The organism is Mesorhizobium sp. J8 (genome assembly GCF_016591715.1).
In the GTDB taxonomy this organism is placed as follows: Bacteria; Pseudomonadota; Alphaproteobacteria; order Rhizobiales; family Rhizobiaceae; genus Mesorhizobium.
The window spans coordinates 3404801-3419263 of sequence record NZ_AP024109.1; the positions used below are offsets into that span (position 1 = coordinate 3404801).

Annotated in this window: 15 protein-coding genes and 3 tRNA genes; 15 read left to right on the forward strand and 3 right to left on the reverse strand. The window is 62.1% G+C overall.

The features are described from left to right. Window positions 1-59: 59 nt before the first annotated feature. A complete protein-coding gene (locus tag MJ8_RS16300) occupies window positions 60-920 on the reverse strand; it encodes a TrmH family RNA methyltransferase (protein WP_201409910.1) in 861 nt (286 codons plus the stop codon). Window positions 921-1119: 199 nt separating this feature from the next. On the opposite strand from MJ8_RS16300, the gene MJ8_RS16305 reads away from it, so the two are divergent. From MJ8_RS16305 to MJ8_RS16315, 3 genes are all read left to right on the forward strand, one after another. Then, window positions 1120-1204, forward strand: a tRNA-Tyr gene (locus tag MJ8_RS16305). An 89-nt stretch (window positions 1205-1293) separates the two neighbouring features. Then, window positions 1294-1367: transfer RNA gene (locus MJ8_RS16310), tRNA-Gly, on the forward strand. Window positions 1368-1660: 293 nt separating this feature from the next. Next, a complete protein-coding gene (locus MJ8_RS16315; protein WP_201409911.1) occupies window positions 1661-2560 on the forward strand; it encodes a hypothetical protein in 900 nt (299 codons plus the stop codon). A gap of 73 nt (window positions 2561-2633) precedes the next feature. Here the strand turns inward: MJ8_RS16315 and MJ8_RS16320 are convergent, their stop codons facing one another. Beyond that, window positions 2634-3089, reverse strand: coding sequence for a YidB family protein (locus MJ8_RS16320; RefSeq protein ID WP_201409912.1), 456 nt, complete (start codon window positions 3087-3089; stop codon window positions 2634-2636). 129 nt (window positions 3090-3218) lie between these two features. Here MJ8_RS16320 and MJ8_RS16325 point away from each other — a divergent pair, with 129 nt between their 5' ends. Continuing rightward, window positions 3219-3476: a GlsB/YeaQ/YmgE family stress response membrane protein gene (locus tag MJ8_RS16325; RefSeq protein WP_201409913.1), complete on the forward strand. Its 258-nt coding sequence runs from the start codon at window positions 3219-3221 to the stop codon at window positions 3474-3476. Window positions 3477-3550: 74 nt separating this feature from the next. Here the strand turns inward: MJ8_RS16325 and MJ8_RS16330 are convergent, their stop codons facing one another. Beyond that, window positions 3551-4438, reverse strand: coding sequence for a DMT family transporter (locus MJ8_RS16330; protein WP_201409914.1), 888 nt, complete (start codon window positions 4436-4438; stop codon window positions 3551-3553). 230 nt (window positions 4439-4668) lie between these two features. Between MJ8_RS16330 and tuf the strand changes: the two genes are divergently transcribed. The 11 genes from tuf to rplL all read left to right on the forward strand — a co-directional run bounded on the left by tuf (window position 4669) and on the right by rplL (window position 14232). After that, window positions 4669-5844, forward strand: a complete 1176-nt coding sequence (gene tuf, locus MJ8_RS16335; protein WP_040983039.1) for an elongation factor Tu — start codon at window positions 4669-4671, stop codon at window positions 5842-5844. 112 nt (window positions 5845-5956) lie between these two features. Continuing rightward, entirely contained in the window at window positions 5957-7747 is a 1791-nt protein-coding gene (locus tag MJ8_RS16340) for a hypothetical protein (protein ID WP_225247949.1), read from the forward strand. A 242-nt stretch (window positions 7748-7989) separates the two neighbouring features. Beyond that, a complete protein-coding gene (locus MJ8_RS16345) occupies window positions 7990-9522 on the forward strand; it encodes a hypothetical protein (protein ID WP_201415460.1) in 1533 nt (510 codons plus the stop codon). Window positions 9523-9666: 144 nt separating this feature from the next. Continuing rightward, window positions 9667-10152 carry a group II truncated hemoglobin gene (locus MJ8_RS16350; protein ID WP_201409915.1) on the forward strand — a complete coding sequence of 162 codons (486 nt, stop codon included), beginning with the start codon at window positions 9667-9669 and terminating at the stop codon, window positions 10150-10152. Between the two features lie 136 nt (window positions 10153-10288). After that, a tRNA-Trp gene (locus tag MJ8_RS16355) sits at window positions 10289-10364 on the forward strand. Window positions 10365-10812: 448 nt separating this feature from the next. Then, on the forward strand, window positions 10813-11016 hold the full coding sequence (gene secE / locus MJ8_RS16360) for a preprotein translocase subunit SecE (protein ID WP_027170383.1): 204 nt from the start codon (window positions 10813-10815) through the stop codon (window positions 11014-11016). Window positions 11017-11043: 27 nt separating this feature from the next. Further along, window positions 11044-11571: a transcription termination/antitermination protein NusG gene (gene nusG / locus MJ8_RS16365; RefSeq protein WP_041003121.1), complete on the forward strand. Its 528-nt coding sequence runs from the start codon at window positions 11044-11046 to the stop codon at window positions 11569-11571. Between the two features lie 184 nt (window positions 11572-11755). Continuing rightward, entirely contained in the window at window positions 11756-12184 is a 429-nt protein-coding gene (gene rplK / locus MJ8_RS16370; protein ID WP_040983061.1) for a 50S ribosomal protein L11, read from the forward strand. A 4-nt stretch (window positions 12185-12188) separates the two neighbouring features. After that, window positions 12189-12887 (forward strand): 50S ribosomal protein L1, encoded by a 699-nt coding sequence (rplA, locus tag MJ8_RS16375; RefSeq protein WP_040983059.1) that lies wholly within the window; start codon window positions 12189-12191, stop codon window positions 12885-12887. 391 nt (window positions 12888-13278) lie between these two features. Further along, on the forward strand, window positions 13279-13797 hold the full coding sequence (gene rplJ, locus MJ8_RS16380; protein WP_112131438.1) for a 50S ribosomal protein L10: 519 nt from the start codon (window positions 13279-13281) through the stop codon (window positions 13795-13797). Between the two features lie 54 nt (window positions 13798-13851). After that, the gene (gene rplL, locus MJ8_RS16385; protein WP_040983055.1) at window positions 13852-14232 is read left to right on the forward strand and encodes a 50S ribosomal protein L7/L12; all 381 of its coding nucleotides are present in this window, start codon (window positions 13852-13854) and stop codon (window positions 14230-14232) included. The last annotated feature ends 231 nt before the right edge of the window (window positions 14233-14463 follow it).

Sequence of the window (14463 nt, forward strand, 5' to 3'; positions counted from 1 at the left end):
GGTTCCTGCGTTTCGCCGCGGGGACCCGTTTTCGCTTCTCGGCTGAAGTCGATCCGAGCTCAGCCGCGCTTCAGGAATGCGTTCGCCGCATAGAGGCTGACCGCCGCCGCGTTCGACACGTTGAGCGAGTGGATGGCGCCCGGCATATCGAGGCGGGCGAGCGCGGCTACCGTCTCGCGCGTCTTCTGCCGCAGGCCCTTGCCTTCAGCACCCAGCACTAGCGCGATTTTCCCGCCGTCGAAGGTCTTCTCAAGCTCCGCCGGTCCTTCCGAATCGAGCCCGATCGTCTGAAAGCCGGCCTCGTGCAGTTGCCCCAACGCATCGGCGAGGTTCTTCACCTCGATCTGGTCGATATGCTCCAGCGCGCCGGAGGCGGATTTGGCCAGCACGCCCGATTCTTGCGGGCTGTGGCGCGCCGTGGTGATCAGCGCGCCGGCGCCGAAGGCAACCGCGGAACGTAGGATCGCGCCGACATTGTGCGGGTCCGTCACCTGGTCGAGCACCAGCACCAGCCTGGTGTCGCCGAGCGCGTCGAGGCGCTTGGGCTTGAGCGGCTCTGCCTCGATCAGCACGCCCTGATGCACCGCGTCCGACCCGGTGATCCTGTCGATATCCTTCGGCTCGACCAGCTCGGCCTTGAAGGGCAGGGCGGCGAGATCGCCGATCGACAGACGCTCGGCGGCGTTGCGGGTCACCAGCATCTTTTTGATCTTGCGGCGCGGATTGTCGAGCGCGGCCCGCACCGTGTGCAGGCCGTAAAGCCGCACCAGCCCGTCGCCGGGCCCTTCGCCGGGCGGCACAGGCTGGCGCGGCCGGAATGCCGGCGCGCCGCCCGCCTTCTGGTCGCGATGCGCGCGCCGCAGCTTGGCGTAGTGGGTGTCCTTGCGTGTACCGGTCTTGTTGCTTTTGTCGTCGCTCATGCCGGCTTCTATAGCTGCCCCGTCCGGCTAAGGATATGGGTCGCGACAATTGATGCGAAACATCCTCGAAAAACCCACGCCGCGCCGGTTGACACCCACCGGCCTTGCCGCCATAAGGCGCATCGCTGATTTCGGAGAAAATCCAACTCGGGCTCCGGATCGGCGAAAATGCCTCGTTGCATGGCTCCGGCGGCAGACTGGAGAGGTGCCCGAGTGGTTAAAGGGGACGGACTGTAAATCCGTTGGCTTAGCCTACGTTGGTTCGAATCCAACCCTCTCCACCACTGCCGGCCCGGAAGCCCTGAACGAACAAGTCTCGGACCGAAAAAGTGCATGGCGCTTTTCGGGTGAATCCGGTACCTCAGTGCAAGGCGCGGGTATAGCTCAGTGGTAGAGCAGCAGCCTTCCAAGCTGAATATGCGGGTTCGATTCCCGCTACCCGCTCCAACCAATTGCCAGCGACGGAACGGAATCACGTTCTCTGGCGATACGTCGGTTCAATCTGGCTGGTGGTTCTGGTCGGTATGAATCTTCAGGGAAAGTGCGAGAAATCCCCAGTCCCGTTTTGACAGCTCTCCCGAGCAGCCAGCCTGGTCAGGTTGTAACGCGCTTGACTGCTCCGCTCTACTTAACGTTGATTACTACTGTCTCCTGAAGGGCATTTGCCGTTCAGCAAGATGTTAGATTGGAAAGACCGGGAAGCAGCGGGTTATCTTCGCGCATCCTACACGGGTAAGGTGATGGCTGAAGGTGAATTCCACGTCTTAATACGATGCCCAAGTTGCGGGTCACTTGCTGAAGCGTGGCTTGACGAAGTTCCCACTGCCGATCTCACGTCTGACTCCGCAGCCGACGCTGCTGCAACTGGGGAGATCGAGATAGAGTGCGAGACCTGTGGAAATGAAATCCCGGTGACTATCACCGCTGATTTGGCGGGATGGCAAGCACACCTCACGGAAGACCCCGATGCGAAGGTTGAAATCGAACGCCTCGACTATTCTTCCTACGATGACTGGCTCGAAGAGCTACAGCCTGAGCCGCATCCTCGCGCTATATTCACTCAAGCGATTGGTGAGTGGACAAGCCTGCTGCACACGATCGGTGACAAGCGGTCAGGCGTATCGGGCATCAACAGAATGCTGCTTGTTCAATTATTCTCGATCGTCGAAGCTTATTTGTCTGATGCGGTAATTAAGCTTGCATTCGAAAACCCCGCCGTCGCAAAGGCTATTGTTACGTGGCATCCCGACCTAAAAGGTGAGCGAGTGTCGCTACCCAAGGTGGCATCACAGCCGAATTTGGTACGTGACACGGTCGTCGATCAGCTTCGTAAGAAGACTCAATTTCATCGGTTCGAGTTTCTGAACAGCATGCTGCGCGTGGCCATCGGCCACCACCTCTTGCCAAGCGATAAAGCCGAACGTGACTTGGTCCTACAGTCCGTCCAAAATCGCCATTATTGCGTACACCGTAATGGCCGCGACGTTGATGGCAACATCTTGGGTGGTGTGACTGTAGACTACCTAAGTCGGTTGTCGCGTTCTTTTACAGCAATAGTGGAAGGGCTAGCGAAGGCGATCAAGGAGATCGAAGTTCAACGACCATCACCGCTTCCCGATGAAATACTCACTATCCTCTGATAAAAATTGGTATTCCTTGGGTAGTGGAGTGCTACGCGGCTAAGGCGCAGCACTCCATCGCAGAATGCCGCGCCTAGCTGTTGAAAGCCGAAGCGACCTGATGGTTCTGCGGGATCTGGCCGTTCGGCGTCAGCTTGTCGACGATGCCGGGCAGCGCCGTGGAGAGTTGCTGCAGCAGTTCCTGCTCGTTCATGCCGGTGCGCTGCGCGATCTCGCGGATTACCGCCGGCCCGAGCGCCGAGCCGAGGTCGCCCGGGTTGATCGGCTGGTTCTGGCCGGTGCCGACCCAGGAATCGGCGACGCTGCCGTGGCCGGCATCCTTCAGCTTGTCGAGCAGGCCACCGAGGCCGCCGAGGAGGCCGCCATCGGCCGACGCGTCGGTTCCTGCGGGCGTCGGCGCCGGCGCTTGCGGCGTGGCCGCTTCCTCGCTTCTGCCGCTCAGCATCTTGCCGACCAAAAGCGCGCCGAGCGCGATCATCAGGGGTTTGGTGATGTTGCCGCCCGGAACGGCGTTGTCAAAAAGGCCCATAACGGATCTCCTTATCCAGCCAAGTCCGCCCGGCCCCACAATGGCGCAAACGAGCGGAATTTCAAGCTGTCTTGAGCTTTTGACAATCATATGAACATGATGGGCCGGCGGGGAAATTTGGAGGGAATTATGGGCATTATCAGCTGGATCATTCTGGGCCTTGTCGCCGGCTTTATCGGCAGCAAGATCGTCAACAAGACCGGCCAGGGCATGATCATGGACATCGTGCTCGGCGTCGTCGGCGCCATCGTCGGCGGCGTGATCTTCAGCGCCTTCGGCTCGGCGGGCGTTACCGGCCTCAACATCTGGAGCCTGATCGTGGCCGTGATCGGCTCGATCGTCGTGCTGTGGGCCTATCACCAGATCACGGGTAGCCGGTCGCTGTAAGGCTGAGCCAGCCGCAGCCGGTTGGCCGCGGGAGGTCGACCCCGTCCGGGTCGGCCTGCTCTGCGCTTGTGTCGTCAGGCGACCATGGCGAGCCGGCGCCTTCTTTCGTCGAGCGAGACGATCACCAGGCCGCTGGCCATCACCAACAGGATGCCGCAGATGGCGAGCGCGTTGGGAAACTGTCCGAACACCAGCAAGCCCGAAATGACCGCCCAGACGGTGAAGCAGTAATAGAAGGGCGCGACCGCGCTTGTCGGTCCGATCCGGTAGGCCATGAAGATGAAGAAATGGCCGAAGATCAGGAACAGGCCCGCTCCGGCGATCAGCAGCAGGTGGTGTCCTTCGGGCATCACCCATTGCTCGGAGACGAGATGCGCCGCGCCGGAGCCGGCCAGCACCACCAGGACCGCGGAGATGGCGACGATCATGCCCGGCACCTCGGCGCCCACCTTGCGGCCGGCTATATCGCGCACCGCCGCGAAGGCGGCGTTGCCGAGCGCCAGCAGCGCATAGACCGAAATGCCCTGCATGGTCGGCTGCGCCACCATGAGCGCCCCGACAAAACCAAGGCCGATCAGCGCCATGCGCGTGGCGCCGATCTTTTCGCCGAACAGCATCGAGGAGCCGACCAGCACGATGAGGGGCGTGATCTGCCCGAGCGCGGTGGAATCCGCGATCTGCATGTTCGCCAGGGCGACGACGTAGCAGAGGATCGCCAGGAGCTCGAACAGGTTGCGGCGCAGCACCTTGCGCTCGAAGAGCAGCGGAATCTGCCTGGCATAGCCAAGCATCAGAAGCAGCGGCACGCCCCACAGAGTCGCGGCGGCGCCCCGCAGCAGGAGCACCTCATAGGGCGGCAGCCCGGCGGTCGCGAGCTTCATCATCGTGTCATTGACAAGGTAGGACCCCGTCGAGACGACCATGAACAGCGGACCGCGGATATTGGATGGAATGAACTGCATGGGGCCGACAAGATCAGAGCGGCGTCGGGGCGGCAATAGGCCAGCCCGGCGCCTTTGATTTTACCCGCGGCAACCCCCTATATCCGCTCCACATCCCACTGAAATCGACCGCTGGTTCGGGTCGAGCGGGAATCCGCTCAGCCACAAGGCACTTGTGTTTTTCGGCCGTTGTCGCTAATCGCCCCGCATTCGACTGCACTGAAGGTCAAGGCCGTCCAAGGAAAGAAACTATGGCAAAAGGTAAATTCGAGCGCACCAAGCCGCATGTGAACATTGGCACGATCGGCCACGTCGATCATGGCAAGACGTCGCTGACGGCGGCGATCACGAAGTATTTTGGCGAATACAAGCGCTATGACCAGATCGACGCGGCGCCGGAAGAGAAGGCGCGCGGCATCACGATTTCGACGGCGCATGTCGAGTATGAGACGGCCAACCGTCACTATGCCCATGTCGACTGCCCCGGCCACGCCGACTATGTGAAGAACATGATCACGGGTGCGGCGCAGATGGACGGCGCGATCCTGGTCGTTTCGGCGGCCGACGGCCCGATGCCGCAGACCCGCGAGCACATCCTGCTTGCCCGTCAGGTCGGCGTGCCCTCGATCGTTGTGTTCCTGAACAAGGTCGACCAGGTCGACGACGCCGAGCTGCTCGAGCTGGTCGAGCTCGAGGTTCGCGAGCTTCTGTCGAAGAACGAGTTCCCCGGCGACGACATTCCGATCGTCAAGGGCTCGGCGCTGGCTGCGTTGGAAGATTCCAACAAGACCATCGGCGAGGACGCCATCCGCGAGCTGATGGCTCAGGTCGACGCCTACATCCCGACGCCGGTTCGTCCGCTGGACAAGCCGTTCCTGATGCCGATCGAGGACGTGTTCTCGATCTCGGGCCGCGGCACGGTGGTGACGGGCCGCGTCGAGCGCGGCGTGGTCAAGGTCGGCGAGGAACTTGAGATCGTCGGCATCCGTCCGACCGCCAAGACGACCTGCACGGGCGTTGAGATGTTCCGCAAGCTGCTCGACCAGGGCCAGGCGGGCGACAACATCGGCGCGCTGTTGCGCGGCATCGACCGCGAGGGCGTGGAGCGCGGCCAGGTTCTGGCCAAGCCCGGCTCGGTGAAGCCGCACAAGAAGTTCGTGGCCGAAGCCTACATCCTGACCAAGGACGAGGGCGGCCGCCACACGCCGTTCTTCACCAACTACCGTCCGCAGTTCTACTTCCGCACGACGGACGTGACGGGCATCGTGACGCTGCCGGCCGGCACCGAGATGGTGATGCCCGGCGACAACATCACCGTCGACGTCGAACTGATCGTGCCGATCGCGATGGAAGAGAAGCTGCGCTTCGCCATCCGCGAAGGCGGCCGCACCGTCGGTGCCGGCATCGTCGTCACCATCAAGGAATAATTGATCCGGCTTCTGCCGGTTCTACAAGGAAAAGGGCGGTCTTCGGGCCGCCCTTTTTCGTTTACTTGCACTGTGCGGCACAAATGCAGCGCGGTTGCTTCGAAGCTATTGCATGCACCACTGCCGCAACTATTATCGATTGCGGCAGGGGGGCTTCGCCAGCATGATTTCGGGGCATCATTTAAACTGCATACCACGTTGGTTTCGCGTGCTGGTTCGCCTGGCGCCGGTGCTTGCTATCGTGATGATGGCCTTCGCTGCAAAGGCCGATGACGTCCTCATACAGACGTGGCCCGACACGTTTATTTTGAACGATCCGTCTTCCGACGGCTTTTCGGACATGCGGTTCATCTTTGCCCGCAGCAGCGCGGTCGGCTGCAAGACCAATTGTCCGGAATGGATTTCAGCGGAAGGGGCTATAACTGCCGGCACGCCTGCTCTACTCAAGCGGGTGTTGAAAAAGCTCGGCACCCGCAAACTGCCGATCATCGTCAACTCCCCTGGTGGCGATGTCGATGCCGCACTTCAACTCGGTCGCATCATACGGAAGAATGGGCTCGACATCGCGATCGGCAAGACCGAGTTTTCCGATTGTTGGCCAGGAACGAAGGGTTGCGGAGTCAGCTTCGGCAAGGGCGTTGCCTATTTCGGCGTGGCGTCTGATGGCGGCGCGATGTGCAACTCCGCATGTCCGCTGATGTTTGCGGGCGGCCTTCGCCGTGTAGCCGGTGGCTGGGCTTACCTGGGTGTCCATCAGATCACCACCACTTGGTTCCCTTACACAAGGCATTTTCGAACCACCTATAAAACCATTCGGGGCAAAAGATATAAGGTCACAACAGAGACCATCACCGATGGCCAAAGTTACAAGACCTATAAGATGGGCAAGAGGTTCGCTCGGAAAATCTCGGCCTATCTGACAGAGATGGGCGTGGGGCAGGGCGTTCTCGACAAAATGAAAGCAACGCCGGCGAGCGATATTCAGCGGATCAGTCTCCACGACATGCTGACGATGAAACTGGCCACCAGCACGGACACCGTGGAGCTGTTCACCGGAGTGATCCTTTGCATGGGTGACAAACCGGCTCAGAATTGCCGAGAAATATCGGAGGATACCCGGCCGGCTGCTGTAACGACAAAGCCGGCGCCTGCCCAACAAGCGGAAGTTCCATCTTCCCAGCCCGTTAAGGCTACCCCCGTCGAACCATTCCAGGGAGCAGCAGGAAATGCTGCGCCGGTGATGCGCTTCGTGGTCGTTCGCGGCAGCGATCCGCTTTGCGATCCCGACTGCCCGGAATGGATATCGGCGGAAGGCGCGATTACCCCTCGAACCCCGCAAAAACTTCGCCAGTTGCTTGCCGCGCTCGACAACCCTCGGCTCCCCATTGTGATCAGCTCACGAGGCGGAGACTTGTTCAGCGCCTTGGCCGCAGGGCGGCTTGTCCACGAACGCGAGCTCGACGTCGTTGTCGCCCGCACCAATATCCTGGGTTGCAATCCGCCCGGGGCAGGCTGTCTGGACGACAACGGCGCCTATGTCGGGCTGATCAGCCAATTCGGCGTGGAGTGCGATTCAGCCTGCGCGCTCGTGCTTGCCGGCGGCTCCAGGCGGCTGGTCGACCCCAAGGCGCGGCTCAGCGTGTCCTCGATGGGACAGAAGCAGATCGTCAAAGCCTATCTTGAAGAGATGGCAATCAACCCAGCCCTATTCGCCGCGATAGAGCTGAGTTCGGTCGAGCGCCAGCTTGAATCCGATACGATGCTCAAGGTCGGGCTGACGACCGGACCAGACACGTCGGGCACGCTGACAGGCCCCTCCATTTGCAGATCCTCGCCAAAGCCGGACAATTGTCGGCTCCCACCCTCCGCCAGCGCCCAGGCAAAGACGCCGCCAAAATTTTAGTGTTGTCGCGACGAAGGTCGAGGCTGCGGCGGCATTGCTGGCCCTTTTCAATTCTGTTGCAAGCACCGTCGCCCCAACTAGTATGGGTAGTATCCTTGGGGCTGCCGGACGTGGTTTCCACATTCTGTTCAAAGACCATACGGCGCTGGCGCGGCCTGCTTCGGCTGGGATTGGCCGCTGCCGCGGGGCTGGCCGCCCTCAGCGCCGCCGCGAAGGAAACGCCGCCGGACTACGGCCCGGCGATGCGCTTCGTCGTCGTGCGCAGCAGCGCGCCGGGCTGCGAGCCGAACTGCCCGGAATGGATTTCCGCCGAAGGCACGATCGAAGCCGGCACGCCGGCGCTGCTGAGACGCCTGCTGAAGACGCTCGGCGGGCGGCAATTGCCGATCGTCGTCAATTCTCCCGGCGGCAATGTCGATGCCGCGCTGCAGCTTGGCCGCATGGTCCGCAAGAACAAGCTCGATATCGCGGTCGGCATCACGGAGTTTTCCGGTTGCTCGCCGGGAATGAAGAACTGCCGGGACGATGACGGCAAGGATCGGCCCTACTCCGGCATCGCCTATGACAGCGGGGCGATGTGCAACTCGGCGTGCCCGCTGATGTTTGCCGGCGGTACCCGCCGTGTGGTCGGCGAATGGGCCTATCTCGGTGTCCATCAGATCACCACCACCTACCAGCGCGAGAAGCTGCTCTACCGCACGACCTATCGGATCGTGAACGGCAAGAAGAAGATCATCAGCACCAGGGTCGTCAGCCGCAAGAATGCCGGCAGCTATAAGACCTATGAGATGAGCAAGGCGGTCGAGAAGCGGCTATCGGCCTATCTGAAGGAGATGGGCGTCGAACAGGGCGTGCTCAGCGTGATGAAGGCGACGCCTGCCAGCGACATCAGGCAGATCGAGCCCGACGACATGCTCGAGATGAAGCTCGTCACCAGTCTCGATTCGCTCGATCTTCTGACCGAGGGCACCATCTGCCGGCGTCAGCCGGCGCCGCCGAATTGCCGCGAGATACCGGCGAATGGCAAGCCGGCCGAAGTTGCGGCAGTCGAAGCTGGGCCGTCTCCCATTGCCCCGACTCCAGCACCGCAGGCTCAGGAACGGGAGATGCGCTTCGTTCTTGTTCGCGGCAGCAATCCGCTTTGCAATCCCGATTGCCCGGAATGGATTTCGGCGGAAGGCACGATCGCCGCAGGCACCGCCGACAAGCTGCGCCAACTGCTCGATACGATCCGGGAGCGCCGGTTGCCCATCATTGTGAACTCGCCCGGCGGCGATGTGCAGGCCGCGCTTGCCGCGGGCCGGCTTATCCGCGAGCGCGGGTTGGATGTCGCGATCGCGCGGACGGATTTTCTCGATTGCGATCCGGGCGCGGCGGGCTGCGTCTCGCCCGACGGTCTCCATACCGGCCTCACCGTCGATACAGGCGCGGAGTGCGACGCTGCCTGCGCGGTGATGGTCGCCGGCGGCGTCCGGCGCCTGGTCGGCGGCGATGCGCATTTCCTGGTGCATTCCATGGGCATGGCAGACAAAGTCAGGGTGTATCTTGACGAGATGGGGATCGGCTCAGGCTTTTTCGTCGCCATGCAGTTGGCCGAATATGCGAAGCACAGGGAACTCAGCCGGGATGAGCTGAAGACATTCGGGCTGACGACCGGGCCGCAATCGGTGGACGCGCTGACCGGCGCCACGATTTGCAGTTCCGCTTCCAGGCCGGACAATTGCCGGGTTCTTCCAGCCGCCGATGCCGAGGCGAAGGCGCCGGCGAAGCTGTAAGGCATTCCAGGAAAAGTATTTGCGGCTTTCCCTCCGCAATTGCGTAGGCAAGGAGAACCCGCGCACTGGCCATCGAGGCAGGTTGAGCGGGGCAGGGCGCTGCCGCTATCTTCGCCGTGCTGCATGCACAATGGAGGAGCGGCGATGAGCGAGGACATCCCGACTTTGTACGATTGGGCCGGCGGCACCGAGGCGCTGAACCGGCTGACACGGACATTTTACGACAAGGTGGCGGCGGATCCGGTCGTCGGGCAGGTATTCATGCATATGTCGCCAGACCACCCGGCGCATGTCGCGGCCTTCATTGCCGAGGTCTTCGGCGGACCGAAAACCTACAGCGAGAAGCATGGCGGGCATCGCGAGATGGTGATGCACCATCTCGGCAAGCACCTGACAGAAGAGCAGCGCCGGCGCTGGATCAACCTTCTCGCCGATGCCGCGGATGAGGTCGCCCTGCCGGACGACCCCGAGTTCCGCTCCGCCTTCATGGGCTATGTCGAGTGGGGATCGCGGCTGGCGAAGATGAACTCGAATCTGGGCGAGACCTGCGATCCCGAGACCGAGCCGATGCCGGCCTGGGGCTGGGGCGTGCCGGGCGGCCCCTACAAGCCGCCCGCCGGAAAGCCGTAAGCGCCTGCGCCCCGTGATCGAGTGCCGGCGGCTCGCCAATTCAGATTTCTGACGAGGGCCTCAAAACGGTATCGGAGTGCTCTTTACAGAACGCCCGGAAGCTTTTAGGAAGCGCCTGCGCCGAACAAGCGCATGCACGGGCATAGCTCAGTTGGTAGAGCGGCGGTCTCCAAAACCGCAGGTCGTAGGTTCGAGCCCTGCTGCCCGTGCCACCTTTCCCATGATGAAGACTGCCCCGTTTTCGTGAAGATTCCGGATGGGAACTGCGTCAGATTTTTCGTGCCGCCGAGGCGGAAGTTGCGGTCGGCACAGGCGGGAAAATCGAGGATCGCGGTTGCCGACGGTTGAAAATCGGCGGGTGGCTTGCCATATGGCGGAAATTGGGGCATAAGCCCCGCATAGCCGGGACGGGACGACTGGATGGTTCCGAGGCGGCGCTAGGACATAAAGCGGACCTTGCCACTTGCGTGGATTAAGAATCGGTTTTATGTAGACAAGACAGACACGCGACGCGTGGAGCTGGGAAGCCGGCTTTACGCGTCTGATTTGCGTGGGTGAAATAGCGGTGCTGATTCGCGCCGCATGAAGCCCAAGCGGCACGTCCCGGCCAGCGGGATCATCCAGGAGGCCCGGCCAACGGGTCTTGAACACAGGCGGCACATGGCTTCGAAAACCACTAATCCCTTCACCTTTCTCCAGCAGGTTCGCGCGGAGACGGCCAAGGTGACATGGCCTTCGCGGCGCGAAACCATGATCTCGACCGTGATGGTCCTGGTGTTCGCGGTGATCGCGATGCTCTTCTTCTTCGCTGCCGACATTCTGATGGGCTATGCGATCGAGTGGATCCTGGGTCTCGGGCATTAATTCGGCGGTTTACGGAGAGGTCGTGAAATGACTGCGCGGTGGTATATCGTCCACGCCTATTCGAACTTCGAGAAGAAGGTCGCCGAGGATATCGAGAACAAGGCCAAGCAGAAGGGCCTGTCCGGCGAGATCGAACAGATCGTGGTGCCGACCGAGAAGGTCGTCGAGATCCGCCGCGGCCGAAAGGTCGATGCCGAACGCAAGTTCTTCCCGGGCTATGTCCTGCTGAAGGCCAACCTGACGGACGCCGTGTTCTCGCTGGTCAAGAACACGCCGAAGGTCACCGGCTTCCTGGGCGACTCCAAGCCCGTGCCGATCACCGAGACCGAGGCGCAGCGCATCCTGAACCAGGTCCAGGAAGGCGTCGAGCGGCCGAAGCCCTCGGTGACTTTCGAGATCGGCGAGGCGATCCGCGTCTCGGATGGTCCGTTCGCGTCGTTCAACGGCGTCGTCCAGGAAGTGGACGAGGAGCGGGCCCGCCTCAAGGTGGAAGTTTCGATCTTCGGGCGCGCCGTGCCCGTCGATCTGGAATTCGGACAGGTCGAAAAGGGCTGATCCGTAAAGCTGCGCCGCAAGGCGTCGGCAAACCCGCGCCCGCAGGGCGTCGGGGCGGTGCAAAAAGCGCCGCGTGAACGGGTGGGAGGCGAAGGCGGCATAGCCGGCCGTCGGAACCGCACCACCAGACTGCAACCGCCGGTGTCCCGCTAATGGGCCGGCATGAGAAAAGGCAGGAATAGAGATGGCTAAGAAAGTTGCAGGCCAGCTCAAGCTCCAGGTTGCCGCGGGCTCGGCCACGCCGTCGCCCCCGATCGGCCCGGCGCTTGGTCAGCGCGGCATCAACATCATGGAGTTCTGCAAGGCGTTCAACGCGCAGACCCAGGAGATGGAGAAGGGGTCGCCGATCCCGGTCGTCATCACCTACTACCAGGACAAGTCGTTCACCTTCGTCATGAAGACGCCGCCGGTGAGCTACTTCCTGAAGAAGGCCGCCAACCTGAAGTCGGGCTCCAAGGAACCGGGCAAGACCAAGGTCGGCACGATCAGCCGCGACAAGGTGCGCGCGATCGCCGAGCAGAAGATGAAGGACCTGAACGCAAACGACGTCGAGGCGGCCATGCGCATGGTCGAGGGCTCCGCCCGCTCGATGGGCCTGGAAGTGGTGGGCTAAGATCATGGCAAAGATTGCAAAGCGTGTTGCCAAGAGCCGCGAAGGCATCGACCCGAACAAGGCTTATGCGCTCTCCGAGGCGCTGCAGTTGCTCAAGGACCGGTCCAAGGTGAAGTTCGACGAGACCGTCGAGGTCTCGATGAATCTCGGCGTCGATCCGCGCCATGCCGACCAGATGGTCCGCGGCGTCGTCAACCTGCCGAACGGCACGGGCCGCTCGGTGCGCGTCGCCGTGTTCGCCCGTGGCGACAAGGCCGAAGAAGCCAAGGCCGCCGGCGCCGATGTGGTTGGCGCCGAAGACCTGGTCGACATCGTCCAGAAGGGCACGATCGATTTCGATCGCTGCATCGCCACGCCGGACATGATGCCGCTGGTCGGTCGCCTCGGTAAGGTGCTCGGCCCGCGCGGCATGATGCCGAACCCGAAGGTCGGCACCGTGACCACCGATGTCGCCGCGGCCGTCAAGGCTTCGAAGGGCGGTGCGGTCGAGTTCCGCGTCGAGAAGGCCGGCATCGTCCAGGCCGGCGTCGGCAAGGTCTCGTTCGACGTCAAGGCGCTGGAAGAGAATGTCCGCGCCTTCGCCGATGCGGTGAACAAGGCCAAGCCCGCGGGCGCCAAGGGCAACTACGTCAAGAAGGTGTCGGTCACCTCGACGATGGGCCCTGGCCTCAAGCTCGACATCGCGACGCTCGCCGCGTCGTAAATGTCGTGCGATCGGCCTCGAGCCGATCGTAAGAAGAAGAATTCCGGACCGCCGATCCGTCGGCGGCCCGGTACCCCCGGAAGCCGCAAGGTTTCCGGATATCCTGTCCGAGATTGCAGGCGGCCCAAAAGCCTTAATTCGATTGGGCCTGCATGAGACGGGTGAAGACCCGACAAAGGAGCGAAAGCTCCAATGAAAGGTTCGAACCGTGTTTGCCTTTTGTCAGCACATCGCCGGCTTGCCGTCGGTGGGCGAAAAGGGGGCAGGATCCTCGAGCGCCGTTCGGGAGATCCAGGATTTGGATGGCCCGGCCGGCAAAAGGCAACCCGACTTCTGACCTCGAAATGGGAATGCTCCCATTGTTGAGGCAGGGGTCAACTGGAGATAGGCAGTGGACAGAGCGGAAAAGCGCGAACTCGTCACGGGCCTGAACGAAGCGTTCTCGAACGCGGGTTCAGTCGTCGTGGCCCACTACGCCGGTATCACCGTGGCGCAAATGAACGACCTCCGGTCGAAGATGCGCGCCGCCGGCGGCACCGTCAAAGTCGCGAAGAACCGTCTCGCCAAGATCGCTCTTCAGGGCACGGACTCCGCATCGATCGTCGATCTGTTCAAGGGACAGACGCTGGTCGCTTATTCGGAGGATCCGGTTGCGGCGCCGAAGGTCACGTCCGATTTCGCCAAGGGGAATGACAAGCTGATCATTCTCGGCGGCGCGATGGGCTCGACCTCGCTCAACGCCGATGGTGTCAAGGCACTCGCCACGATGCCGTCGCTCGACGAGCTGCGCGCCAAGCTGGTTGGCATGATCGCCACGCCGGCAACCCGGATCGCCCAGATCGTCAATGCGCCTGCGGCCTCGGTCGCGCGCGTCATCGGCGCTTACGCCCGGAAGGACGAGGCGGCATGAGGCCGTTCCTCGCTGTCAACAACACACGTTCGAACCAACTAAAGGAATATCAAAATGGCTGATCTCGCGAAGATCGTAGACGACCTTTCGAAGCTGACCGTCCTCGAGGCGGCTGAGCTGTCGAAGCTCCTGGAAGAGAAGTGGGGCGTTTCGGCCGCCGCTCCGGTGGCTGTTGCCGCCGCTGCCGGTGGTGCTGCCGCTGCCGCTGCTCCGGCTGAAGAGAAGACGGAATTCGACGTCGTTCTCGCCGACGCCGGTGCCCAGAAGATCAACGTCATCAAGGAAGTCCGCGCCATCACCGGCCTTGGCCTCAAGGAAGCCAAGGACCTGGTCGAAGCGGCTCCGAAGCCGGTCAAGGAAGGCGTTTCCAAGGCCGACGCCGACAAGTTCAAGGCTCAGCTGGAAGCAGCTGGCGCCAAGGTCGAGCTGAAGTAAGCCTGTCAGGCGAGGGCGGACGGTCTCGCGCCGTCCGCCCCCTCCCTTGGGCTGTGAGGGAGGCTTGGTTGCGCGAGGCGTTTGAAAACCTCTTTCCTGAGGGCCGAAAAGCGGTCTTCCGGAAACGGGTTTTCTCCCGTTTTAGCCGGTAGCCGCCAAGCGATTGGAAAAGGCGGCCGGAAAAAACAGATAGGGGCAGCCGCCGAGGCCGCCCGTTGGTGCAAGGCGAGC

Bases quoted from the DNA above. Each gene is read 5' to 3' on its own strand.
- MJ8_RS16350 (WP_201409915.1), top strand. From the start codon at position 9,667: ATGAGCGAGGACATCCCGACTTTGTACGATTGGGCCGGCGGCACCGAG.
- MJ8_RS16325 (WP_201409913.1), top strand. From the start codon at position 3,219: ATGGGCATTATCAGCTGGATCATTCTGGGCCTTGTCGCCGGCTTTATC.
- MJ8_RS16315 (WP_201409911.1), top strand. From the start codon at position 1,661: ATGGCTGAAGGTGAATTCCACGTCTTAATACGATGCCCAAGTTGCGGG.
- tuf (WP_040983039.1), top strand. From the start codon at position 4,669: ATGGCAAAAGGTAAATTCGAGCGCACCAAGCCGCATGTGAACATTGGC.
- MJ8_RS16345 (WP_201415460.1), top strand. From the start codon at position 7,990: ATGCGCTTCGTCGTCGTGCGCAGCAGCGCGCCGGGCTGCGAGCCGAAC.
- rplL (WP_040983055.1), top strand. From the start codon at position 13,852: ATGGCTGATCTCGCGAAGATCGTAGACGACCTTTCGAAGCTGACCGTC.
- MJ8_RS16330 (WP_201409914.1), bottom strand. From the start codon at position 4,438: ATGCAGTTCATTCCATCCAATATCCGCGGTCCGCTGTTCATGGTCGTC.
- MJ8_RS16320 (WP_201409912.1), bottom strand. From the start codon at position 3,089: ATGGGCCTTTTTGACAACGCCGTTCCGGGCGGCAACATCACCAAACCC.
- MJ8_RS16340 (WP_225247949.1), top strand. From the start codon at position 5,957: ATGCACCACTGCCGCAACTATTATCGATTGCGGCAGGGGGGCTTCGCC.
- rplK (WP_040983061.1), top strand. From the start codon at position 11,756: ATGGCTAAGAAAGTTGCAGGCCAGCTCAAGCTCCAGGTTGCCGCGGGC.
- MJ8_RS16300 (WP_201409910.1), bottom strand. From the start codon at position 920: ATGAGCGACGACAAAAGCAACAAGACCGGTACACGCAAGGACACCCAC.
- rplA (WP_040983059.1), top strand. From the start codon at position 12,189: ATGGCAAAGATTGCAAAGCGTGTTGCCAAGAGCCGCGAAGGCATCGAC.
- secE (WP_027170383.1), top strand. From the start codon at position 10,813: ATGGCTTCGAAAACCACTAATCCCTTCACCTTTCTCCAGCAGGTTCGC.
- nusG (WP_041003121.1), top strand. From the start codon at position 11,044: ATGACTGCGCGGTGGTATATCGTCCACGCCTATTCGAACTTCGAGAAG.